The 23,791-nt window shown below is 52.1% G+C and carries 20 protein-coding genes and 1 pseudogene; 11 read left to right on the top strand and 10 right to left on the bottom strand.

The genetic code is table 11. The features are described from left to right. Nucleotides 1–150: 150 nt before the first annotated feature. Together NDI45_RS05790 and NDI45_RS05785 are read right to left on the bottom strand one after the other, a co-directional pair. Complete coding sequence (locus NDI45_RS05790; protein ID WP_190794563.1) at nt 151–2,421, bottom strand: tyrosine-protein kinase domain-containing protein; 2,271 nt, start codon at nt 2,419–2,421, stop codon at nt 151–153. A gap of 233 nt (nt 2,422–2,654) precedes the next feature. Then, entirely contained in the window at nt 2,655–4,103 is a 1,449-nt protein-coding gene (locus tag NDI45_RS05785; protein ID WP_190794564.1) for a polysaccharide biosynthesis/export family protein, read from the bottom strand. A gap of 412 nt (nt 4,104–4,515) precedes the next feature. On the opposite strand from NDI45_RS05785, the pseudogene NDI45_RS05780 reads away from it, so the two are divergent. After that, nucleotides 4,516–5,403 (top strand): annotated as a pseudogene (locus NDI45_RS05780) (glycosyltransferase family 2 protein); the annotation flags it as partial. Nucleotides 5,404–5,586: 183 nt separating this feature from the next. After that, entirely contained in the window at nt 5,587–6,204 is a 618-nt protein-coding gene (locus NDI45_RS05775; protein ID WP_190794570.1) for a serine acetyltransferase, read from the top strand. Nucleotides 6,205–6,263: 59 nt separating this feature from the next. On the opposite strand, the gene NDI45_RS05770 is transcribed toward NDI45_RS05775, so the two are convergent. Next, nucleotides 6,264–6,995 (bottom strand): tetratricopeptide repeat protein, encoded by a 732-nt coding sequence (locus NDI45_RS05770; protein ID WP_190794565.1) that lies wholly within the window; start codon nt 6,993–6,995, stop codon nt 6,264–6,266. Nucleotides 6,996–7,323: 328 nt separating this feature from the next. On the opposite strand from NDI45_RS05770, the gene recJ reads away from it, so the two are divergent. Beyond that, on the top strand, nt 7,324–9,738 hold the full coding sequence (recJ, locus tag NDI45_RS05765; protein WP_190794566.1) for a single-stranded-DNA-specific exonuclease RecJ: 2,415 nt from the start codon (nt 7,324–7,326) through the stop codon (nt 9,736–9,738). Nucleotides 9,739–9,797: 59 nt separating this feature from the next. Here the strand turns inward: recJ and NDI45_RS05760 are convergent, their stop codons facing one another. Beyond that, complete coding sequence (locus tag NDI45_RS05760; RefSeq protein WP_348246744.1) at nt 9,798–9,923, bottom strand: hypothetical protein; 126 nt, start codon at nt 9,921–9,923, stop codon at nt 9,798–9,800. A 364-nt stretch (nt 9,924–10,287) separates the two neighbouring features. Between NDI45_RS05760 and NDI45_RS05755 the strand changes: the two genes are divergently transcribed. Continuing rightward, the gene (locus NDI45_RS05755; protein ID WP_190794567.1) at nt 10,288–10,545 is read left to right on the top strand and encodes a hypothetical protein; all 258 of its coding nucleotides are present in this window, start codon (nt 10,288–10,290) and stop codon (nt 10,543–10,545) included. A 28-nt stretch (nt 10,546–10,573) separates the two neighbouring features. On the opposite strand, the gene NDI45_RS05750 is transcribed toward NDI45_RS05755, so the two are convergent. From NDI45_RS05750 to NDI45_RS05730, 5 genes are all read right to left on the bottom strand, one after another. Then, nucleotides 10,574–11,314, bottom strand: a complete 741-nt coding sequence (locus NDI45_RS05750; RefSeq protein ID WP_190794568.1) for a hypothetical protein — start codon at nt 11,312–11,314, stop codon at nt 10,574–10,576. A 128-nt stretch (nt 11,315–11,442) separates the two neighbouring features. Continuing rightward, complete coding sequence (locus NDI45_RS05745; protein ID WP_348246743.1) at nt 11,443–12,057, bottom strand: YdcF family protein; 615 nt, start codon at nt 12,055–12,057, stop codon at nt 11,443–11,445. A gap of 112 nt (nt 12,058–12,169) precedes the next feature. Beyond that, nucleotides 12,170–12,934, bottom strand: a complete 765-nt coding sequence (locus NDI45_RS05740; RefSeq protein WP_348246851.1) for a PP2C family serine/threonine-protein phosphatase — start codon at nt 12,932–12,934, stop codon at nt 12,170–12,172. A 45-nt stretch (nt 12,935–12,979) separates the two neighbouring features. Then, the gene (locus NDI45_RS05735; protein WP_348246850.1) at nt 12,980–14,680 is read right to left on the bottom strand and encodes an AarF/ABC1/UbiB kinase family protein; all 1,701 of its coding nucleotides are present in this window, start codon (nt 14,678–14,680) and stop codon (nt 12,980–12,982) included. 233 nt (nt 14,681–14,913) lie between these two features. Beyond that, the gene (locus NDI45_RS05730) at nt 14,914–15,255 is read right to left on the bottom strand and encodes a DUF6825 family protein (protein ID WP_190791747.1); all 342 of its coding nucleotides are present in this window, start codon (nt 15,253–15,255) and stop codon (nt 14,914–14,916) included. Between the two features lie 275 nt (nt 15,256–15,530). Between NDI45_RS05730 and NDI45_RS05725 the strand changes: the two genes are divergently transcribed. From NDI45_RS05725 to NDI45_RS05700, 6 genes are all read left to right on the top strand, one after another. Beyond that, complete coding sequence (locus tag NDI45_RS05725; protein WP_348246741.1) at nt 15,531–16,670, top strand: DUF58 domain-containing protein; 1,140 nt, start codon at nt 15,531–15,533, stop codon at nt 16,668–16,670. Further along, complete coding sequence (locus NDI45_RS05720; protein WP_348246740.1) at nt 16,667–17,080, top strand: DUF309 domain-containing protein; 414 nt, start codon at nt 16,667–16,669, stop codon at nt 17,078–17,080. The genes NDI45_RS05725 and NDI45_RS05720 overlap by 4 nt, the downstream gene beginning before the upstream one ends. Before the next feature lie 333 nt (nt 17,081–17,413). After that, nucleotides 17,414–17,944, top strand: coding sequence for an LptA/OstA family protein (locus NDI45_RS05715; protein ID WP_190793550.1), 531 nt, complete (start codon nt 17,414–17,416; stop codon nt 17,942–17,944). Nucleotides 17,945–18,070: 126 nt separating this feature from the next. After that, nucleotides 18,071–18,799: an LPS export ABC transporter ATP-binding protein gene (gene lptB / locus NDI45_RS05710; RefSeq protein ID WP_190793551.1), complete on the top strand. Its 729-nt coding sequence runs from the start codon at nt 18,071–18,073 to the stop codon at nt 18,797–18,799. A 30-nt stretch (nt 18,800–18,829) separates the two neighbouring features. Next, nucleotides 18,830–20,005 carry an LptF/LptG family permease gene (locus NDI45_RS05705; protein ID WP_242067501.1) on the top strand — a complete coding sequence of 392 codons (1,176 nt, stop codon included), beginning with the start codon at nt 18,830–18,832 and terminating at the stop codon, nt 20,003–20,005. Between the two features lie 83 nt (nt 20,006–20,088). Then, the gene (locus NDI45_RS05700) at nt 20,089–21,150 is read left to right on the top strand and encodes a hypothetical protein (RefSeq protein WP_348246739.1); all 1,062 of its coding nucleotides are present in this window, start codon (nt 20,089–20,091) and stop codon (nt 21,148–21,150) included. A gap of 97 nt (nt 21,151–21,247) precedes the next feature. Here NDI45_RS05700 and NDI45_RS05695 read toward each other — a convergent pair whose 3' ends face one another. After that, nucleotides 21,248–22,675, bottom strand: a complete 1,428-nt coding sequence (locus NDI45_RS05695; protein ID WP_190793556.1) for an NADP-dependent isocitrate dehydrogenase — start codon at nt 22,673–22,675, stop codon at nt 21,248–21,250. Nucleotides 22,676–23,106: 431 nt separating this feature from the next. On the opposite strand from NDI45_RS05695, the gene NDI45_RS05690 reads away from it, so the two are divergent. Continuing rightward, on the top strand, nt 23,107–23,787 hold the full coding sequence (locus NDI45_RS05690; protein WP_348246738.1) for a response regulator transcription factor: 681 nt from the start codon (nt 23,107–23,109) through the stop codon (nt 23,785–23,787). Nucleotides 23,788–23,791 lie beyond the last annotated feature (4 nt).

Below are 23,791 nucleotides of genomic sequence, written 5' to 3'. Positions count from 1 at the left end.
GAGGAAAAGGGGGGTAAGGGGCGTACCTTCGCAGGGGAGGACGATCGCTATCAAATAAAAAGGGATGAATTTCTCTAATTCACCCCTTAAAGTCTATAGTCTACTGTTTCGGAGCCGCTTACGTAGCCATTGCTATCCTCGCATCAAGGGCTAACCATCGCGTCGAGACGAGAGTGACTTCTGACTGTAGTTCGTGTACGCTCCAGTCGGATCACCGTGTTCACGCAGATGATTAACGACCAGACTGACTCCTGACATCGGCAGCCCGGTTAACTTATTCAGGACGCGCTGCACTGCATTGCGGTTGGTTTTGCCGGTTGCAATCACAAGCAGAACTTCATCGACTTCAGCAGTAAGGAAGTTGGCATCCGTTACGCCAAACAGATGGGGTGTATCGTAAATGACCAGGTCAAAAGCAGAGCGGAATTTTTCCATTAGCTGCTTCATCTGATCCGAGCCGAGCAGCCTTGCTGACCCCGGCATCATCGAGCCAGCCGTCAACACATACAGATTCTCAGCCAGGGGCGATCGTTGAATGACTTCATCTGCGCTGACATTGCTCGTAAGCAAATCACTCAGCCCTTTTGCATTTCGCAGATCCAGACGGCTTTGAACCTGAGGCTGACGCAGGTTAGTGTCTACAAGCAAAACTCGCTGCCCCGCACCCGCTGCCGTTTGTGCCAGATAAAGGGCAATCGTCGTTTTGCCGTCTCCAGCCTCCGCAGAAGACACCATCAAGGCGCGAATTGGCGGTTCCGCTAAGCGAATGTTGGAATACAGATCGCTAAACGATTCACGGAACGCTGCGGTTTCCAGGCGGCTGTCTTCCACATCTCCTGATGCGCCAAACGCTGTCGGAAAATCAAGGGACTGCTTTGCCCCTCTGGAAAAGGGAATGACGCCTGTGGTCGGCAGCTTGATCGTGTCTTGGATGTCCTCGATCGTGTAAAACACATTGCGATACCGCTCCAGCATCAGTGCCAGAAGTGTCCCCAGCAGTAGCCCTGCCCCCACGCCTGCAATGACCAGATTGGCGGCTCTCGAAGGTCCAGGAACTGGATTTCCCTCTGCATCCCGAGGAATCGTTGGCTCAGATACCATCTCCCAGGGAATTTCGGTTTGTGCCGCTTCAACTCGCAGAGTTTCTCGCTGGGTCAACAGACGATCGAGCGTTTGCGTTGCGATTTCCAGGTCCCGTGTCAGGTCGTTGTACTGGCGGGCGATCGCTGGAAATTGCTGAATCCGTCCCCTAAACTGATTCGTGGCTTGATTAATCTCCCGACTGCGGGCTTCTAGCATCTGAATCTGGTTACCCGCTGTTACCATCTGTTCGATTAGTCCGAGCCGAATCGAGTTTTGGAATGCCAGCACTTGAGGGTTGCCACCCGATCCATTCTGTCCTGCTGCCCGTCCAACAATCCGCTGTGCCTGCTGATTCATCAAACTAGCCAGGTTCGCTTCCCGCTGCCTGAGGGAGAGCAACACAGGGCTTTGGTCGCTAAACCGGGCAGACTCAACCGCAATCTGGCTTTGAATTTCCTGTAGAGCCGTTTGAAGTGCCCGGTAGTTCGGGTCTTCACTGAGGGCAGAAGCCGCGATCGCCTCCTGCGGGCTAAGCTGGAGCTGCCGCTGGAGATTGGAATAGAGCGTTCTTTGCTCCTGGAGCTCGCGATCGGTTTCTAAGCGCAGACTGGTAATGTTATTGACCTGCTCAGAGAGCTGGCCTCCCTGTATTTCAGGATTAATTAAGTTGTACTGCTGCTGAAGTCGCTGAAGCTGATCCTGGACACTTCTAACCCGCTGTTGCAGTTCGGGAAGCTGATCCTCAATAAACTTGATCCCTTCTCCAAATCGGCTCTTGCGATCTTCGAGACTGTACTGCAAGAAACGATCGGCAGTGACTTTCAAAACTTCCTGCACCAGCCCTGGATCGTTTCCTTCAAACGTGATTTTGATGATACGGGTGGCATCGGGAGATTCTTCTGAAACTAGCCGCTCAACGACTAATCCTTCTCGCAGGTTGACATAGCTAAAGTCGGGATACTGAGATTTGACCTGCTGCACGATCGAGTTCAGCATTTCTGGGTTTTGCAGAATCTCGATCTGAGTGGCATAGTCTAGTGTAAACACATCCCGCCCCGGAACTCCGCCTTCGGTTCGCGTCACAGTTAGCGGATCGGCAATCCGAGCTTCGTTTGTGACTGGCTCGACTAGAAGCTGAAAGTCTCCCTCATAGGTCAGGGGGATTTTCATGGCTTGAAAGATCGCCAGGGCAGTGGTTGCCGTTGCCACTCCTGCAATTAGCAGAGCCTGCCGCTGAATCGTTCGACCGAGGGCACGCAGATTCAAGCCTCGGTTAGGAGAGACATCGGCTTCGTCTAGGTCGCTAGACGGGAGTGGGGCAATTGGTCTGCCTCTCATACTGGGGGCTAAGGATTGAACTGTTTGCTCTATTTCCATATTGACCTCTTTATAAGCTCAAGTGACCCACCCTAATCAGGAATGATTGGTGTTTCAGGCAACATTAAACACAGTTAAATGCGTGGACTACAGTCGGTAGATTGCCGGATATCAGAAGAACACCGACTTAACTTTTAAGCTTTAAGCATCGAAGAAAAAACACTGGGGAATGGATTCAGCAAGCTTTAAAGGCATTAGTTGTTGTTATCAAAGTCGTCGTCATCGTCGTCGTCATCATCAGAGTCGTTGTTATCATCCCCAATTGTTGTGATCGTATCCACAATGTTAAAGATGCTCCCAACTGCCCCCAGCACTCCAGAGAAGGGAGCTAAGACAGCACTGAGAAAATCCCCAGTCCTTGCCAGCCCAGAACGGCTAACCACGATTGTGTCGTATTCCCGCAAGGAGGGATTGGTTTGCTCATTCACTCCTGCTGCCAGATCGACTTCTACGGTGCGTCGGGTAGCAGTGCCATTGGGGTTAAGGCGAATGAGTTCTACGCGGCTGCGTCTGGCACGTCTAGACTCAAATCCACCTGCTGCCAGGAGTGCCTGATTAAGCGGGGTATTGGGTGGCACTGCAACCACTCCGGGTGCTCCCACTTCACCCACGACGTTGACTTGAATCGTGGCTGGAGAAAGGTTTGCTATCCCCTGAGTCAAGAGTTCCTCGTTGCTGAGCGCAGTTGCAGTGGGAATATAAACAATGTCTCGATCGCGTAGCCGCACGTCCTGATTAAGATTGCCACTTTTTACCAGATCCCAGAGGTTTGCGTCGATAATTTCGATCGCACCATCGGGCTGGGGACGGCGAATCTGCACTTGCCGGAGGTCCGCAGACTGAGTAATTCCGCCTGCCGCTTGAATTGCCTGAGAGAGCGTGGGCCACTCATTTCCAGTAGAGGTGCCCGCTGCTGCATCACCAGCGAGAGTAGCATTTGTGACGCTGCCTGGATTAATGGCGTAGGCACCGGGGCGTTTGACTTCACCTGCAACGCTAATTTGAAGGGTGCGAACCGCTGCCAGATTGACTGAAACAAGGGGGTTGTTGATATAAGCTGCATAGGCTCTTGAGATTGCAGCCGTCGCTTGGTCGAGGCTGAGTCCCTGAACCCGTAAGGTTCCTGCCCAAGGAAGCCGAATCGTTCCGTCGATCGAGACGGTGTGACGACCTGCCTCGCCACTTAACTCTGGCACATCAAAAATATCAATCTGAATTTGGTCTCCAGGCCCAAGCAAGTAGGCATTTTCAAACGGAGCGGCTGTGAGTGGAGGTGGAATAATCGTTCGATTGGGTTGAGGCAGCGCACCAGGAGGAGACTGGGGCAGGGCTGGAGCCGGAGTGGTTTGCGTTAGCCCACCCGTTGCTTCCGCTGCATCTTCGGAAGAGGACTGTTCTGGAGCGGTTTGGGCAGCAGCCGGAGTGGTCGGGGCGGGTTCAGTCGGAGCAGTTTGAGCGAGAACAGGAAACGTTGCTGCGGTCGTCCATGCCGTCAGGCTAAGCAGGAGCGTTGCGATCGAGCGACGGAACCCCTCCTTGCGAGAATGCTGGTAAAGCAGAGATGAATAAGATGAAATTACTAAAAACTGACCCTGATTCGGGTGTCGCTGGGCAGGCGAATTAGTATTCAGCGAGGCTTTCATATTTCTACTAGGAACCTAATTAAGTAGTAAGGAAGCACAACCAGAACTAGAACAAAAACCTGAATGAGCCTGGCGAGATATCGATGCAATCCCTGTTATTTCTGTGTACCGAGCATTTAGGGAATGGCAAGCCTGCGATCGGTAAGTGGTAGCGAAACACTGTCTGAATTATTCCATCCAAGCTACCACAAGTTACTAGAAGCACAGCCAAAAAAAGCCCATATCGCCCCGGTTTTTACCAATTTAAAATCATTCTTTTCCAAAACTTTGTAATTGCGACAATGGTACTGAACAAGCTTTTACAGTTCACTGGGGTAATTGTGACTACTGTGGTAGGAGAATAACGGATAGGAGCAGTTTTTCTGCTCCCACAACTTGATTTCACTGCTGTTTTTACTGCGTCAGGAAGATTATGTCTGCGACAACTCAGGCCTCGTTCCAAGCCTCTGGTTCATCCGACTGCGCTATCCGCCTCGCAGTTATAGTTCTCAACTACCGCACGGCAGATTTAACAATCAGCTGTTTGGAATCACTAGTGTCAGAAGTAGAGACACTGCCTGGTACTCAGGTGTATGTAGTTGATGGCTGTTCAAACGATGGCTCAGTAGAGAAAATCTCAGCCGCGATTGCCGACGCGCAGTGGAACTGGGTGACATTCCTGCCGCTTGAGCAGAATCGGGGCTATGCAGCGGGCAACAATGCCGCAGTCCGCCAAATTCTTGCAGGGGAAACGCCGCCTGACTACATTTTGCTGTTGAATCCCGACACGATCGTGCGACCGCAAGCGCTAGCAACGCTGGTCGAATTTATGGATCGCCATCCTGAAGCGGGAATTGCAGGCAGTCGACTAGAAGAGCTAGACGGAACCCCTCAGCGATCAGCGTTTCGCTTTCCCACGGTTTTGAGTGAGCTGGATGATGGGCTGCGGCTGGGCATTATTTCAAAGCTGCTTGCGCCCTGGACGGTTGCCCCACCCGTCCCGGAAGGTGAATGCCAGGTCGGCTGGGTTGCTGGAGCCAGCATGATTGTGCGGCGATCGGTCTGGGAAAGTGTCGGGCTAATGGACGAGGACTATTTTCTCTATTACGAGGAGGTTGATTTCTGTTTGGCAGTTCAGCGGGCGGGATGGTCTTGCTGGTATGTGCCCCAGAGCCGAGTTGTTCATTTTGTAGGGCAAAGCTCTGGTGTCACCGATACGAAAATTGCCCCTAAACGTCGCCCGACCTACTGGTTTGACTCGCGGCGACGATTTTTCACTAAAAACTACGGCTGGTGGTATGCCGTTCTTGCTGAATTGGTGTGGGCAGTGAGCTTTGTACTGTGGCGAGTGCGACGGGTAATTCAGCGCAAGACAGATACAGACCCGCCCCATCTACTCGTAGACTTTATTCGAAATAGCGTTCTGGTCAAAACGATGACGGAATTCTTGAAAGCAGGCTTACCTGATATAAATAATTCTCAGTCCAGTCCAGCCGATAGTCCGATGGTCAGTTCCACGGATAGCCCGGTTGCTTCGCAGTTTCCTAGGCAGGGAATCCCCGAACTCGCTGAGCCCGAATTAAGTCTCTGGCAGCAGATTCGGGAGGACTGGGAAGCCCACGGGCGCGACTGGACGAAACCGGGATTTCGAGCGGTGGCAGTGCAGCGGTTTGGCGTTTGGCGCATGAAGATTCAGCCGAAGCTTTTGCGTGCCCCGTTCAGTATTTTGTATCGATCGCTTTATCGCAAAGTTCGCAACACCTACGGCATTGATTTGCCCTTCACCGTCAAGCTGGGTCGTCGGGTTGTTGTGGAACATCAGAGCGGCATTATCGTCCACGGTTACAGCACAATTGGGGATGACAGCATTATCCGTCAGGGGGTGACGCTGGGAAATCGCTACCTCGATCGCCCGTTTGATGCCCCAAAGCTTGGCAAACGCGTCAATGTGGGAGCCGGAGCAAAACTCCTGGGCAATGTGGAAATTGGGGATGATGCCAACATTGGCGCCAATGCCGTTGTTTTATCCGACATTCCTGCTGGACGAACTGCGGTGGGAATTCCCGCCAAACTGCTGCCCATCAAACCTGCTAGCGAAGCTCCTGCACCCGAACCGTCTTAATTAACGTCCCCCTTTCCTTCTTCACTCATCCACTCCCCAGTCACTCGCCTCCCTACCCGCTATAGAGCAGACTGAGTTTGCAAAACAGCGAGCTGTTGACGAATTTGATTCGCCGCGTCGCTGTTTCCTGCTTTCTCGTAGAGATCGGCAGCTTGCTGATAGTTAGAAATGGCTAACGACAAATTACCTTGAGCATAGGCAACTTCAGCGCAATCGAGATAGGGGGCAGGCTGATTTGGCTCAATTTGAATGGCTTCGGAAAGTGCGGTTGCGGCTTCCTCAAGTTTGCCTTCTGAGAACAAGCGAACCCCTCTGGAATACGCCTGATCAAAGGGGGTCGCAGGTTTGACGCTGATTGTGTAGCTGCCGCCCTGCCCACTAAAAGAACGCGCAAGCACCTTGTACTGCCCATTTTCGGGAAGTGTGACCACGAGTGAGGAATTGAGGCTGCGAGCATAATCATCATTTGCTGCAATTTCTCGACCGCTAGGGTCAAGTAACGTAAGGTAGGTGTCAAATTCGCCGCTATTAAGCGAAATCGTTACGATTTGACCTGCCTCTCCGGAAAAAAGATGCTCTTGCTGCATCGGTTGAAGCGAACCCTGCTCTTGAAGCACAGACTGTACCTGAGCCATTTCCTTCGGAGTCGCGCTCTGCGCTAATCGCGGCAGGAAGCCGATCGATCCACCCGTAAGAACGATCGCGCTTATCAGCAAACTCAAGGAATTCATTTCGAATCGGTTGAGCTTTAGAAATTGGATCTGGCAGGACGAATTAAAACGACAAATCATGAACTCACTCCTCGAAATTAGGTTGTTTAGTCCAGCTTCTGTACAAGGCTGGATATATCTGTGAATATCAGCAAGAGCTGCGATTCAGCCCGTGCAATACGCTACCATCCCATTCAGGCACGGCAATCGATAATCCTGACAGTTTGCTGGACAGTTTTTTGTTGGGCACTTTATTATTGGGCACTTTTATTGAGAATAGTTTGGGTCACAGTCATGCCTTTCTCGACATTCCATCCGATCAAAGTGTTGATTTACTGATTCAGTACCGTCGTACTACGATAAGCAGCAGAGCTAGAGCAGCAGGCGATGCCTTAACGAGGATGCGGATATGCGTAAGGTAGAGTGGCAAGTTCAGGCAACGGCTGATTTACCCAGTGAATTTCTGGAAGCAGTGCAGCAGGCAGCAAGAAAAGCTTTAGCCGATGAAATGCTTCAAGCACATCGAGCAGCCCAGCTTCTCTGGCAGCGCGGCGTTCGATCGCTTCAGCAGATTGATGGTTACCTGAATCCAAATCAGTATCAGCCCATCAGTCCGTTTGCATTTGGGCAAGAGATGAGCTGGGCAGTCGAGCGCTTAGTTCAGGCAAGGCAAAACGCAGAGAAGGTTACCATTTGGGGAGATTTTGACGCAGACGGAATTACAGCAACGGCAGTGCTGTGGGAAGGACTAGGACAGTTTTTCTTGCCTGAGCAATTGACTTATGTGATTCCAAATCGGCTGACCGAATCCCACGGTTTATCGATCGGCGGTATAAATGGGCTAATTGCAGCAGGCTATCGGTTAATCGTCACCTGCGACACAGGCAGCACCAATTTATCTGAGCTGGAATACGCCCAGCAGCAGGGCATCGAAGTCATCATTACCGATCACCACACGCTGCCTGCACTGCGTCCTCCTGTCGTCGCGATGATTAACCCGCGCACCTTGCCTGCAACCCATCCGCTTGCCCATTTATCCGGCGTTGCGGTGGCATACAAACTCATTGAAGCTCTGTATGAAACTTTGCCGGATGTACCGACTCGTCCGCTCACAGATTTGCTCGATCTGGTGGCAATCGGTTTAATTGCCGATCTGGTGAATCTTACGGGCGACTGTCGCTATTTGGCACAGCGGGGCATCGAGCAGCTTCAAAAGCAGCGCAATCCCAAAACTGCTTCTCGTCCGGGGGTTGCCTGTTTGTTGGAACTGTGTCAGCGCAATGGCGATCGTCCTACGGATATTTCCTTTGGTTTGGGTCCGCGCATTAATGCGATCAGTCGGATTCGGGGGGATGCCCGGTTTGGGGTGGAGTTGTTGACTTGTCGGGAGATCGATCGCTGTCGGGAACTGGCGCAAGAAACCGAGCTTGCCAATACGCGGCGTAAATCTTTGCAAAAAGACGTGGTGCAGCAGATCCAGGCAAGGTTAACGGAGATTGATTTGTCTACCACAAGCGTCATTGTGCTGGCAGACTCTCAGTGGTCGGTGGGTGTTTTGGGACTGGTGGCAGGACAAATCGCTCAGGAAACGAATCGCCCCACAATTTTGCTGACTTATGACGAAACAGAAGCAAGCCTAATCGCGAGAGGTTCAGCCCGATCGACCCACAACCTTGACCTGTACGCGCTGTTTCAAACTCAGGCTCATTTGATTCAGCACTTTGGCGGACATCCCCTTGCCGCTGGGTTAACGCTGCCTTTGGAAAATCTGCCGCTCTTTACCGAAGCCATTAATCGTCAGGTTCGTCAGCAGCAAGCCAGTTTATCTGCTCCAACGCCTAGCGCAGATCTGACGGTGACGATCGCCGAATTGGGCAAAGACCTGTTTCGTGAGCTGAAGCTGCTCGAACCCTACGGCATGGGAAATCCAGTTCCCCGGCTACTGATTCAAAACTGCTGGTTTCGCAATGTTCGCAATGCCAATATCAAAGATCTGCGCGGGCGGAAAGTTCGCTATATCAAAACCGAGTTTGAAATTTGGGATAAGACTATCTCTCAAGGATTTCCTGGAGTCTGGTGGGGACACTATCGCGACGAGATTCCAAGCGTTCCTTGTGACGCGATCGTTGAACTGGACTTTAACGCCTACCGCAAACAGTACGAAGTGCGTCTGGTCAATTTGCAAACCACTCGTAGCGTGACTCCTCAAGCAGAAAATTTCAGCATCGATTGGATTATTGATTGCCGAGATTCTGCCGGTTTACCCCTTCATTTCACTCGAAATGCAATGCAGAGCAGTTCTCCCCGGAGCGTAATCGAAGATGCAATTCAGCTCACGACCTGTCCGGCAAGCTGGGATGAACTTAGACAGTGGCTGCGGCAGGCACAGCAAACCCAACGATCGCTGATCCTGGCATATCCCCCTCCAAACGAAAATGCGCCGATCGATCACTGGCAACAGCTGGTGGGTGTAGCAAAATACCTCAGCCGCACGAGAATCTCATCTTCGCAGGAGCAAATTGCTCAGCAGCTTAATATCAGCATTCGATCGCTAGAAATCGGGCTGCTTCTACTGAAGCGATATGGATTTGAAGTGGATCGAGTAGGTGAGCAACTGTCTTTTTCCTATCCGTTCGAGTCATGTAAAACTGAACCGTCTGAATTAAGGCTAAGCGTGACTGAAGAAGGTTCCCTTTCAGGGATTCAGCCGTTTTTAGATGCCGTTCAGGAGGAGCAGTTTCAGCGGCAGTATTTCCATCAAGTTCCGCTTTCGTTGATTCAAGCGATCGTTATGAATCGCAATTTCGGCACGGATTTGGTGTGACGATGGGATGACGATAGGATTTTGATTGGCTCAGAGTAAATCTGGAGTGAATGGAGAGCCTATCTTCCAAACCTGCCTTTAATCCCCCTTGTCACCGCACTCATTGTCACCACACTTGCTGCCACCACACTAAACACCCCGGCTCGTTCCATCGCCTCATTGCCCTCGATCCGGCGAACTTCCAAGGCTAAGCATTGAGATAATTCTATGTTTGTGCAATGCGTATTTTGATAGATTCCTGAGCATTCGCCGAAATCTGGATCGATCGGCAGAAATTTTGACGCTACCCATAGATAGACCTCTATGCGGTAAGTCCCCTTCGGAGTGACGGTTTGCCGCCTTTAGTTTTGTACCTGCGAACGATTCTCAAGTCCTATGCTGGTTTGTTAGTTTCATTACTAACTTTTCTGACGCAGAGTGCAGTCGCTGATTGCAGACTGAAGCTCGTCAGATTACCAGGGTTCTTTAGCAAGAAGCCCGGCAGTTTGTTTGCGTCTTGTTCTAAACCATCTCTGAAATTAACTAAAAGTCTACTGAGTGAGGTCAGTCATGTTCAACCCAACCCATCTGCTTATCTCCCGCACCCGCCAAACTCCTATCCAGTTGATCGCTTGTGAAAACGGCTGCAAACTGCTGACCGAGCCTGAATACCAGAAAGGTAGCGAACCCGCATTTGAGCTTCGTCCGCGTCAGGGATTCTTCTGTCAGGGAATTTCGGTAGTGGGTTTTCGTCTGGAGCCAATTGCCGTGGCGCCGATCGCTGAGCCTGTAGAAGCCCCTTCCGAGGAAGTTGCAGAGGCAAACTAAGCAGAAGCAAATTCATTAACAAGCTCCTTTAAAATGCTTCCTCGCTGTCCAAATCGTCGGCTAAATCTTCTGCTTGTTCTGGCTGCGCTCTGGCATAAACAACCATCCAGGTTAATGGGTAGCTGCGGGTTCCCAAGGTTGAATGGCTCACATAACCGTCGCTGCCCTGAATCCGCTCTAATTGCCAAATGGCTTTTAGCTCCGAGGCAGTTAGTTTGGAATGAGCTTTCAGAATAATTCGATCGCCCACGCGAGGAATTGAGCGACCGGCGTAAAGCGGTTCAGACGGTTGATTCGCAATGTCCAAGTTTGGCTGACCTGTTCCAGTTCCGGTCAATTGAATTTGAACAGAGGAATAGGAATCTTGGGTTAGATCTAAATCTTGGCCGAGATCCTCGATTTCGTCGTCTAGTTCTGTCTCTAAGTCTGTTTCAGATTCTTCCGTTTCAGATTCCTGCTCGGACTTCTGGAAATTAGCGGCTCCGATCGATGCAGCCTTTTTAGAAAGAGCGGGCGGATTGCGAAGCTGCCAGAGTTTTTGCTTCAGAGTCTCTGGAGTGGCTTCCCAGACCTGCCGCTTTTGTGTTTCGGTCAATGCCTGAAGCTGGGAAAGCTCTTCAGTTGTTTCCATCACTGCCAGCATGTCCAGCACGGTCTGAAGCTCAGATGGGTTTAACCGCTCATCCGCTACCCGATCAAGACGATCTTCATTGAGGCTATCTTCAGGCGTGAAATCGGACTCCGGCATCGTCCGTGGAGTAGTGATCATGGTAAGAATCGATCGCCGCAGAAGAACAAGGGTACTCTTCCATCTTGGTCGATCGATTTCGCTTTGTGGAGCGGGAATTTACAAACTTGAACCATCGCCCTTCAGTTCAAGCATTCCCAATCAAAGCATTAGTGAATCGGGTGTTTCCAGCGTTGTAGCCAATCTGCGCCTGTGTTTCCCGTTGTCACCCACAATACAGCTCTGGCTGCGTCGCGTACCACTTTTTCAATCGGCTCATTCGCTTCGTGGCTGGGAACAGCGATCGGCTTAAAATCAATGCCGCGACTGCCCAGAATAATTTCACCAATTACCTGAGCGCGACGCATGTGGTAATCCGACGTGATCAGGTAAACGCTGGTAATGCCCTGTGCCTTGAGCATATCGACGAGCGTGGTGAAGTTTGTTACCGTATCGACTGCCTGATAGTCCAAATGGACGCGATCGGCGGGAATGCCTGCTTCTGAAAAGACCCATTCGGCGTATTCAGGATTGCTGCCGGAAGATACCCAGATTGGCAAATGAGGATGGGTTTGGGCAAATTCAGCGGCAAACTCTTCTCGCTCGGTTGCGCCACCCAATACCAGCACGGCTTGAGGCTTCTGCCATAAGCTTTCCACTTGCTGATAGCCAAACCCCACTGCGCCCAACAGCGTCACACCCAATATCATTTGCCTGAACGCTCGTCCCCACCCTGATCGTTGGGAAGACCGCTTTTTGCCCAAAACTGCCTGTCGCAATGTCATAAAACCAAACGGAAGAATCGGCAACCTGAACGTCAGCCCAAAGACCCTGAGCTTTGTACATGCAATAGCTTATCCCACCTGTGCAAAATGGAAACACGAAAAAAGGACAGAATTAATGTCCGCCTGTAGGGTGAACCTCATCCGGCGCGGGAATCTCCTCAAATGCCACAATTACGACCGTAATGTTGTCCCGTCCGCCTCGCTCTTTAGCCGCACTCACTAGCGTTGCCGCCGCTCGATCGCAGGCTCGAATCGTTTTCAGGTGAAAAGCAATCAGGTGGTCAGGCAGTTCTTCAGTAAGTCCATCGCTGCATAGTAGGAGGCGATCGTTCGATTGCAGTTCAAACGACTGCACATCAATTTGCCCTACGTCTTCTCGTCCCAGACAGCGCGACAGAATATGCCGCCAGGGATGCAGCCTTGCTTGATCAGGAGTCAGGTCGCCCAGTTTGGTTGCCCGTGCCACCCAGGTATGGTCTTCCGTGATTTGATGCAGCTTTGCCCCGCGCAGGCGATAAAGCCGAGAATCGCCAATATGAGCGCACCAAGACTCCTGATCGCGAAACAGAACAACTACTACGGTTGTGCCCATATCCGCTCGCTCAGGGTGCTTGACCTGATCTTGAAGAATGGCGCGATTTGCCTGTAAAAAAGCCTGTTCGAGCAGAGCGGGCGAGGAGTCGTCGGAATCCCAGTATTCGTTCAGATAAGCTTGAATCGATTCGGTGGCAATATGGCTAGCTTCCTGCCCGCCCGCGTGTCCGCCCATCCCGTCTGCCACGATAAAAAAGCGACCCTGTGGGTCAAGATAATAGTCATCCTGGTTAACAGAACGAAGCAACCCCGGATCAGTCAGACCCGTAAACAAGGGTTTCATGGTGGAAGCCAATGGCATGGGCAGCAGAATGAGATTGAATTCAGCTTAGAACATTCGATCGTATCGATCAATCCGCATTAGCAACCGAATCAGCGCAAATCCTGCCAGAATTGCCGGAACTGCCGCCGCCGCCGCTAGCCAAATAAACTGATTCACCAGCAAAATTGTGGCTGAAAGCGTGAATGTTCCAATCAACACCGTGTAATTGGTTCCCATATTAACGCTGCTGGCCCGCCGCAACACACGATCGGTTTCGGTCGACCGCACCCGGACGCGAATATCGCCACGCTCTAGCTTATCGAGCGTATCTTCAATCCGACGGGGGAGTCCCAGGGCTGAGGTGCTAACCTGCGCGGCTTGGCGACCCAGTTCGCTCAGGATGCTGTCGGAAAAGCCATTGGCAGGTGAACCATTTCCATTTGACATAAGCTGCATTGCAAACGGTTTTGCAACCTCCATAAAGTTAAAGTCGGGGTCAAGTCCTTTGCCCACGCCCTCCAGCGTTGAGAATGCCCGCATCACAAAGGTAAAGGTTGCCGGGAAGCGAAACGGCTGACCGTAGGCAATTTCGTACAGGTCATCGCTGATCGATGCCACCGACTGATTCTCAAACGGCTGATCCATAAAGTGGTCCAGCATATACTGAATCGATCGTCGCACCGGACCCATATCTTCTGATGGAGACAGTGCCCCCAACGCAATCAGAGAGTTCATCACCCGATCGCCATCTTTCTGGGCAATGCCGAAGAAAGTATCCATCAGTTTTTCCCGCGTCACGGGCTGCACCCGACCCATCATGCCGAAGTCGTAGAAGATCAGCGACCCGTCGGGGCTGGCAGCAATATTGCCAGGGTGAGGGTCGGCGTGGAAAAAGCCGTTGTTGAGCAACTGATGCAGATACGCCTCCGCTCCCATTCGCGCCAAACTTTTGCGATCGAGTCCGGCAGCTTCCAGTGCCTCGTAGTGGCTGATCTTGATGCCCGGCATATATTCCAGCGTCAGCACTCGGGGAGAGCTGTATCGCCAGTAGACCCGCGGCACTTTGACCCAGTCTTCGTCGCGGAAGTGGCGCCGGAAGGTATCCGCATTGCGTCCTTCGTTGAGGTAGTCAATTTCTTCCCACAAAATGCGACAGCACTCTTCGTAAATGCCTAGCCAGTCCCGCCCGCGCCCCCATTTGGGATGGCTCTGGAAGTAGCGGGCAATGCCTTTGAGGATTTGCAGGTCGATCGTAAACAGCTTTTTCAAGCCCGGTCGCTGCACCTTCACAACGACTTCTTCGCCAGAGTAAAGCTGGGCACGATGCACCTGTCCTAAACTGGCAGCCGCCAGGGGAATCGGGTCAAAGCTGCTGAACAGTTCTGGAATTGGTCTGCCAAAGTCTTGAGCAATAATCGCTTCGATCTGGTCGTAGCTAAACGCAGGCACTTTGTCCTGGAGCTTCGACAGTTCTTCGACGTACTCGACCGGAAACAAATCGGCTCTGGTGGAAAATAACTGCCCAATTTTGATAAAAGTAGGTCCCAGATCGAGCAGTGTTTCCCGAATCCAGATTGCTTGGGCGCGGCGACGCTTTGCCTGCTTTTCTTCGGTTTTGCCGCCCCGGTAAGCCCAGGATTTGCCATAAGCCCACTGTGCTGTCATTAGCTTCAGCACAAAAGACCAGATATCGATAAAGCGACGCTGACGCGAGTAGTTTTCCTGACTCCAGCGATATGCCTTGCCGCTGTAGGACTTCACGGGCACTGTGTCATCGTAATGCCGGTCTGCCTCAAGGTTGAGCCCGGACAGGTGATGCTGTACTTCAGCCAGAGATCGATCGCGTCTGGGAAGCGGCTTTTCTGACTGAGAATCAAAGATCGGATCGTCGGGAAGGACAGCCACGCAGATTGAGAAATTCCGTAAAAGGGTTTACTAAAAAATTCTTGGAAACTATTGAGTCAAAGCAGATATGGAGCAGCCCAAGGACTGCTGAAAACCTACTGCCCGGACTGATTTCGATATCGCTGAAGCTCCGTCCGCAGTTGGGCAGTTTCTGCCCGCAGGTTATCCACCATTTCCTGCACGTCGTCTGCTTTACGAGAAGCCGAATAGGCCGTCGTGGCGCCCGTTGTGCCTGTGGCTCCCTGGGTTGCCATTGCTTCGGCTTGACGTGCCCGCTCCATCACATCTTCAGTGAATTGCCGGAGCCGTTCGCGCTGCTCAGCATCAAACTTACCGAGTTCACTCAAGGTATTCGTTACCGTATTTTCAAGCTGTTCGCCCAGCGCCTCGGCAAAAGCGCGACCAATAAAGAAAGCATGACTCAGTGGATTGTTCATAATTTAAGAGGCTGGATCGGTAAGCTCCGCAAAAATTATAACTTGCTCAGGCTGAGTGCTGCCCTGTAGCCTGCACTCCCTTGCTCTTTTTAGGAAAGATATGAACTGAATGGAGTGATTGTATTGTGCCTGACGAGCGCTCCACTACATCCTGAAGACAGGGATCGAAACGCATAGAGTGAAATTCAATCGACTCAGGGGTCTAAAGTGGGAATAATCCAGTCGATCGGCATTCTTTTTCAGCCTGTTCTTTTCAGCCCATTAGCCCATTAGGTATGTCAATTGTCCGGCGCATCACAAACTGGCTCGAAACTCACTGGGTCACACCTGCCTATAGCGGCTGGCTGCTGCTGGGGCTGTCGCTTTTCTTCTTTGGAGCAGCCACGAATACCATGGCAGGCTGGCTTTATGTGATTAGCGGGGTAATGTTTGCGCTGCTGCTGATCGGTGCGGTTCTGCCAGCGCGAATGCTGGGCGGGATTCGAGTGCGTCGTCGCTCGATCGCCCCTGTGAGTATGGGAGAGGCTTTGGCGATCGAGCTAGAAATTGAGAATCAAACCCATCAGGCAAAAACGCTGATTCAGCTTCAGGATAATCTGCCTGCTGAACTAGGGACGTTTGGAAAAACGGCGATCGAGCTGATTTCACCCCAGGACAGTTTTACCTGGCGATACGAGTGCCCAACTTACCAGCGGGGGATTTATCGCTGGCAAACGATCGATCGTAGGACGGCGGCTCCGGTAGGGTTGTTTTGGTGTCGGCGTAGCCAGAAGGCAAAAGCGGTTGCGGTAGTCTATCCAACTGTGTTGCCATTGAGCCAGTGTCCGATCCTAGATGCGATGGGGCGAGACAGCCATTCTCAGGTGATGAGTGCTTATCAAACCCAGAATGCCAGCCAAGACCTAACCCGAACCCTGCGTCCTTATCGATGGGGTGATTCGATGCGGCTGATTCACTGGCGCACAAGTGCCCGATATGGTGATTTGCGCGTTCGCGAACTGGAAACCTATACGGGCGGACAGGAAGTGATTGTGGCGTTGGATAATGTGATCGAATGGAATGCGGCAGATTTTGAACAGGCAGTGATCGCGGCAGCTTCTCTTTATTTCTATGCGCTGCGTCGGCAGATGCGGGTGAGTTTGTGGACGGCGTTGGGACAAATCGGCGGAGAAGAAACGGTGCTAGAAACGCTGGCAGCGGTGCAGTTTAACCAGTCAGGAGAAATCGATCGTCCCAATCAGGCAGTCCTCTGGTTGACCCAAAATCCTGATTCCCTAGAGCATTTGCCGGAAGGAAGTCGCTGGCTGCTCTGGCAACGATCGAACCTTGCCCCAGAACAATTCCTATCGAAACCAGGGTTAATCATTCAGACTGATCGATCGCTCCAGCTCCAGCTTCAGGAGGCAATTTCATGACCGAACCAATTCCGCCTGCATTCTGGGAGGGCGTAGAGCAGTTTAATCAGGGACAGTTTTACGACTGCCACGACACCCTGGAGGCAATCTGGATGGAGTCAGGCGAACCAGAAAAGAGCTTTTATCAGGGCGTGCTGCAAATTGCGGTTGCCCTCTATCACCTCAGCAATCGAAATGCGCGGGGCGCAATGATTTTGCTGGGCGAGGGCATGAATCGGCTGCGGAGATATGAACCAGCCTATTCCGGGATTGATGTGTCTGCTCTGGTAGAAGTGAGTGAAGATTTGCTGGCAACCCTGTACGATGCTTCGATCGATCGCATTGCTGAAATGGCAGCTCAAGTTCAGGGCTTGACCGAGGGAAAGACAACCTGTGATTTTCCCCTGCCGCGAATTGCTGCTCTCGATTAGAACAATCGCACTGGACGATCATAGTGAGGGGTAGACAATTTGAGTCAGACAATTTGAGCCAAACAATTCGAGTAGACAGAAGGACGATCGCTGTGACAGGATAAGGGCGAACTCCAGGAGTTGTCCAGTTAAAACTGCATACTGATAAGCCTCAATTAAGCCCAAACAGATTAAGCCCGAATAGAAACATTTCAAGCTTGCCTGCGTCTGAACCCAGTAGACGAGTTCCTGCTTTTGCAGTACGGTTAGCAAATATTTATTGCGTAATTCATTGCGTACTGGTTATTTTGAAGCCGCTTGGTCTTGTCGTTCTCTCAACTGCGATTTAAAGCTATGGTGTCTCCTCAAACGCCTCGATTAACACTTTTCCATCGGCTGAGCCTGACCGCCCTTTCGGTTACGGCTTTGTTGGGTACGATTACAGCTCCGACGGCTCAAAGTGCAGCACAGGCGCAGGCAAGCGGAAATCAAGCCTTAACGCTGCGATCGGACGTGCAGGAAGCCAACTCGGTGACGGGCGTGATTACAGCACGGGGCAATGTGCAGATTAACTACCCGGCGCGCCAGATTCAGGCAACCTCAGTGCAGGCGCAGTATTACAGTCGCGAACGGCGAATTGTGCTGAGGGGCGATGTCTATGTGCTGCAAGACGGCAACAGTCTGCGCGGTGAGACAATCACTTATCTGATTGACGAAGGGCGATTTGTGGCGTTGCCCCCAGATGGACGGCAGGTTGAGTCGATTTACCTGGTGCAAGACCCCAATCCCACCAATACGCCCGGTGCAGCGGCGACCCCTGCTGCCAGCGAAACAGAAGCTTTTGACCCGAAATCAGAATTTAAAACTCCTATCAGCCCTCCCTAGCCCCAAGCCAGCAAAAAAATCAGCAAACGCCGGTCAAGGAAGGTAATTAACAAAACCTGCAAGGACTGTTGATAGAATCAAGACCATCCCCTACCTCACTGGTATTTCTTCCTTAAGAGAAAGTCCTTGAAGATTGTACTGGATAATATTCATAAGTCTTATGGCAAGCGCGAGGTCGTCAGTCGCGTCTATCTTTCGATCGCTAGAGGCGAAGTGGTCGGTCTGCTGGGACCGAACGGAGCCGGAAAAACCACAACGTTCTACATTGCAACCGGGCTAGAAAAGCCGGATCAGGGCAAAGTTTGGCTGGACGATCGCGATATTACCACCCTGCCCATTTACGAGCGTGCCCATTTGGGCTTGGGCTATCTGGCGCAGGAACCGAGCGTTTTTCGCAATCTCAGCGTCCGCGATAACCTGCTGCTGGTGATGGAGCAAACCCAGATTCCCCGGCAGGAACGAGGGGCAAGGCTGCATGAATTGCTGAAAGAGTTTCGCTTAGAACGGGTGGCTCATACGCCGGGCGGACGAGTATCGGGGGGAGAACGCCGCCGCACGGAGATTGCCAGGGCACTTGCAGCTGGAGTCGAAGGACCAAAGTTTCTGTTTCTCGATGAACCCTTTGCCGGAATCGACCCGATCGCGGTTACCGAAATCCAGGAGATTATTGCCAAACTGCGCGGGCGACACATGGGCATCCTGATTACCGATCACAACGTCCGAGAAACACTAGCAATTATCGATCGAGGCTACATCATGCGAGACGGACAAATTCTCGCTTCGGGCAGTGCTGAAGAGCTGTATGCCAATCCGCTGGTGCGTCAGTATTATCTGGGCGATAGCTTCCAGATGTAGTTTTTAGATGTCGTTTTGTCGATCGCGCCTATGACTGCCCGTTCCCTCAAATCGCCCGGTTCTGCCCTACGGCTGCCGCAACTCTTTTCTGTGATGGATCGCTACATCACAGGTGAGCTAATTCTGCCTTTTCTGTTTGGCGTGGGGGCATTCTCTTCGCTGGGGGTGTCCGTGGGGGCACTATTTGATTTGATTCGGCGAGTGACCGAGGCAGGGCTGCCTTTATCGATCGCGCTTCAGGTGCTAGCGCTCCGGTTTCCTGAATTCGTTGCCTACGCCTTTCCGATGTCTACCTTGCTGGCGACGCTCATGACCTATAGCCGCCTCGCAAATGACAGTGAATTAATCGCGCTAAAAGCGTGCGGGGTGAGCATTCTAAGGATGCTGGTTCCGGCACTGGCGATGTGTTTGGTCGTGACAGGAATCACTTTTGCCTTTAATGAACTGATTGTGCCTGCTGCCAGCTTTCAAGCTACACAACGACTTGCCAGCGTCCTGAACGAGGATAATCCGTCGTTTCAGGAGCACAACATCCTGTTTCAGGAATTTCAGCAAGTCACAAAAGAAGACGGCGAGCAAAAAGATGAACTGGCGCGGCTGTTCTATGCCCGTGAGTTTGATGGCGATCGAATGAAGGCTTTGACAATTCTCGACTTTTCTCAGGAAGGACTAAGCCAGATCGTCAGCGCAAAATCCGCTCAGTGGAACTCGTCCCAGAAAACTTGGGATTTCTCTAACGGCACAATCTATGTAGTTTCGCCAGACGGCTCGTTTCGCAATATTGTCAAATTCGATAGCCAGCAGCTACGGTTGCCGCGCACGCCGCTCGATCTAGCCGAGAATCGCCGAGACTATAACGAGATGAATATTGCTCAGTCACTCGATTATCTGGATCTTCTGAAACAGTCGGGCGATACGGAGAAAATTCGCAAGCTGAGGGTGCGGATTCAGCAGAAATATGCCCTGCCGTTTGTTTGTGTAGCGTTTGGTTTAGTAGGTGCAGCCTTGGGAGCCAGTCTTGATCGGGCAGGACGGGCAACCAGTTTCGCGATCAGCATTGTGATTATCTTTACCTACTATCTCCTGGCAGTGATCTGTGGTTCGATCGCCCAGGTAGGCACAATTCCCCCAATTCTGGGCGCATGGCTACCGAATTTGTTTGGTTTAGGGGCAGCAGCCTGGCTGATTTTGCGATCGTCCCGTTGAAGATCTCTAGGTCGGTAAGGCTAGAATTGGGCATAGATTATACATAAAATCGCCAGTTAAAGTTTGCCAGTGAGGACTGTCTAATGCTGCCTAGACCGCGACCCCCTCAACCCTCAATCCTGCACCAACTTGGACGGCAACTGTTAGCCTTTCGGCACCCGATGTTTTGGGGTACAGCGTCGGTACTGCTGTTATCGGGCTTGTTTTTGCTGGAATACTGGCAGCCACGATCGCTGTTCAGGGGATTTGCGGAAAAGCCAGCATTGAACGGCAAAGAAGCAAACTCAACGCCTTACCAAAATCCCTCCCCTTACCGGAGTCCCTCTGGCAATTCCGCCAGATTCAACGGTGGAGAACTACCGCCGTTACCGCCTGTGCTACCCACAGAGCCCAACGCCCAGATTCCCGCTGCTCTTAATCTGCCAGGTGTGCCTGGTCTAGCGCCGGAAGCAACCACTCAGCAGACCCGTTCTCGCGGCACAGCCGATCGGGCGCTGCCGTTTAGCCCTGGAATCGGTGGCAATTCAGCCTCAGATCGATCGACTGATCTTTACAACCCAACAGGCATTCCCATGCCCGAACGCTGGCAGCGACGATCGAGCCGGACTCAGGCTATCACTGAACCTTTAGCCGTTGAGTCACCTGCAACAGGAGCGACTAATCCAGCAGCCAATCCAGAAGGTAATCCAGAGGGTAATGCGGTTAGTCCCCTTCAGTCTGCTCTCGATCGCGTCAGGACTTCTGGAAATGTCGATGCTTCTGGGAATCCGCCTGGGTTAACTCGATCGCCCGCAGTTTCCCAAACCTCTGACCTTCCCCAATTGCCTGATCAGACCGGGGCAGTGCAGTCTCTTCCAACGCAGCCCATTTCGCCCTCTCCTCAACTCACACCCCGCGTAACGGGATATACCGTGCCGCCTGCGTTTCGCACTCCTGACAACACATCACCCTTTTATCGTTCTTCTGACGGTTCTCCTGACAGCTCTCCTGGCAGATTTCCAATCAGCAATCCGGCTCAGCCCGAAATGCTTGAACCGCTGCCCATGTCTCCAACCCCTTCTGGGATTTCTCCGTCTAGGGTGCCGCAGTCGAGTTCTGGACGATCGCTTGGCGGCAGAGAGATTAATACGTTCTCTAATCCATAACTAGGGCGATTCGAGGTCGGGCAGGGGAGCGAGGTAAGGGCAGTTTGGAAACCGCCCCTACAGAGTTAATCACGCTTCTGTGGACAACTGAAATTCGCTAATCGTCAAAATGCCGGACGATCGCCTCAGCAAACTCTGAGCATTTGAGCGGTGGCTCGACAGGGGGTTCCATCAAACGCGCCAGATCGTAAGTCACCTCACGATTGGAGATCGCAGCTCCGATGCCCTGCTTGATCAGATCAGCCGCTTCCTGCCAGCCCAGATATTCCAGCATCATCACGCCCGACAAAATGACCGAGCCGGGATTAATGCGATCGAGTCCGGCGTGTTTGGGGGCTGTGCCGTGGGTGGCTTCAAACACCGCACAGGCATCACCAATATTTGCGCCCGGTCCCATGCCCAGTCCACCGACGATTGCCGCTGCCGCATCCGAGAGGTAATCACCGTTCAGGTTCATCGTTGCCAGAATCGAATACTCGTCGGGTCGGGTCTGAATCTGCTGAAAGATGCTGTCGGCAATGCGATCGTTCACCATCACTTTGGATTTCCATTGCCCATTCCCGTGGGTTGTCCCGATCTCATTGAGAACAGATTGGACTTCCTGACAAATCTGCGCCTGCTTTTCAGGCGTTAGCGCGTCGTAGCCCGGTTCGATTTGCCGTGCATTGTCCTCCAGGCTCAAATCAGGATTGCGGTCTTTATTGCTGAGAATCCAGGATTCCCGCTCAGTGACACATTCCTGCCGAAATTCGCTCTTTGCCAGCTCATAGCCCCAATCCCGAAACGCGCCTTCGGTGTACTTCATAATGTTGCCTTTGTGAACCAGCGTCACCATTTGCTTTGCCGGAGGCAGCCGCAGCGCATGACGAATCGCCCGTCGCACCAGCCGCTGCGAACCCGTTTTGCTGATGGGCTTAATCCCGATGCCTGAGTCAAGCGGAATTTGCTTTTTGCCGTGTTCAGGCGTGGATGGGATCAGGTCTTCATTGAGCAGCTTGATCAGCCGTGTCCCCACTTCGCTGCCCTGCTTCCACTCGATGCCTAAGTAGATATCTTCGGTATTTTCCCGATAGACGATCACATCCAGCTTTTCGGGCGTTTTGTGGGGGGAGGGGGTGCCTGCGTAATATTTGCAGGGACGAATACAGGCATACAGGTCAAAAATTTGCCGCAGGGCGACGTTGAGGGATCGAATGCCGCCGCCGACCGGGGTGGTGAGCGGTCCCTTAATTGCCACGCCGTATTCGCGAATCGCGGTGAGGGTATCTTCAGGCAGATACTGGTAAGTGCCGTACCGTTCGCAGGCTTCATCTCCGGCATAGACTTTGAACCAGACAATCTTGCGCTTGCCGCCATAAGCTTTTTCAACTGCGGCATCAAACACGCGCTGAGCAGCGGGCCAAATGTCTACCCCCGTACCATCTCCGCCAATAAAAGGAATAATTGGGTTATCAGGGACGGTTGGCTCTCCATTTTTAAAGGTAATTTTTGATCCGGTCGTGGGTGGTTGAATTTTCTCGTACATAGCCTGTGGCATCTCCTCGGTGTCGTGGCAAACGTCGTATCAAACTTCGTGTCGGGCAATCTGCTTCGGGCAATCTTCTTCGAGCAATCTTCCTGAGAGGCAATCTTCTTATCCAACCTGACCCAGGCTTGCTTTGCTGTATTAGATTCAACAGGGAATTCTGGAGCAGCACAGACGGATCTAAACTGTAAGTTAGCGAAAAATTAGCGAAGGAGCAGAACAGCAGCATTTATCAACTGTGAACAAGAGGTGGGGCTTTGCCTCCGTGCAAGCTCTCCTTTGTGCAAGCTCTTTACAAGGATGAAGCCTCCGCATTCCATTCAGAAGCCAGGAAGGATTGCGATCGCCCTGCTGACAATAATTTTTTGACAGTCACTTGATTGCATCTTCCGTCCCTATCCGATCGCAGTTGTGGACTACCCATCCCCTGAATGAAACGCATTCTGATCGTCGATGATGATATTACCTTAAGAACTGCCCTGATTCGCTATCTCCGTAATCGGGGCTACGCCGTGGAGGACGCAGGGTCAGGTGCAGAAGCCCTATTACGGTTTGAGCAGGCTCCTCCCGATTTAGTTGTGTCTGATGTGGTGATGCCAGAAATGGATGGGCTAGAGTTTTGCCGCCGCTTGCGAGCAAGCCAGTCAGGGCAGCTTGTGCCGTTTATCTTTCTATCGAGCCGAAAAGAGGTAAACGATCGCATTCAGGGACACCAGATGGGAGCCGATGATTATGTCGTGAAGCCCTTTGACCCCAAGGAACTGATTGCCAAAATTGAGGCACAGCTCGAACGATCACGCCGGATTCACTCGGAAATTTTGCGGCTCACGCAGCAGTCTCAGCAAGCTGCCTCGGAAGCAACTCCTGCTGCCAACCCGAATCCGCTGCCGCTCACGCCTGCCGAAGCAAAAGTGTTTTGGGAAGTGATCCAGGGCTATACCAACAAGCAAATCGGCGATCGGTTATTTGTCAGTCCGCGCACGGTGCAGACCCATCTCAGCAATATTCTCAGCAAACTTCAGCTTGAAAGCCGCTCTCAGCTCATTCGCTATGCCTTTGAGCGGGGCTATCGTCCTCCGGCAGATGCAGGTGGAATTTCCCCAGAGCAATGATCGA

The organism is Leptolyngbya sp. GB1-A1 (genome assembly GCF_039962475.1).
Taxonomy (GTDB): Bacteria; Cyanobacteriota; Cyanobacteriia; order Elainellales; family Elainellaceae; genus Leptolyngbya_A.
Note: the sequence above shows the minus strand (reverse complement) of the source record. Positions and strands in the feature narration are given on the sequence as shown.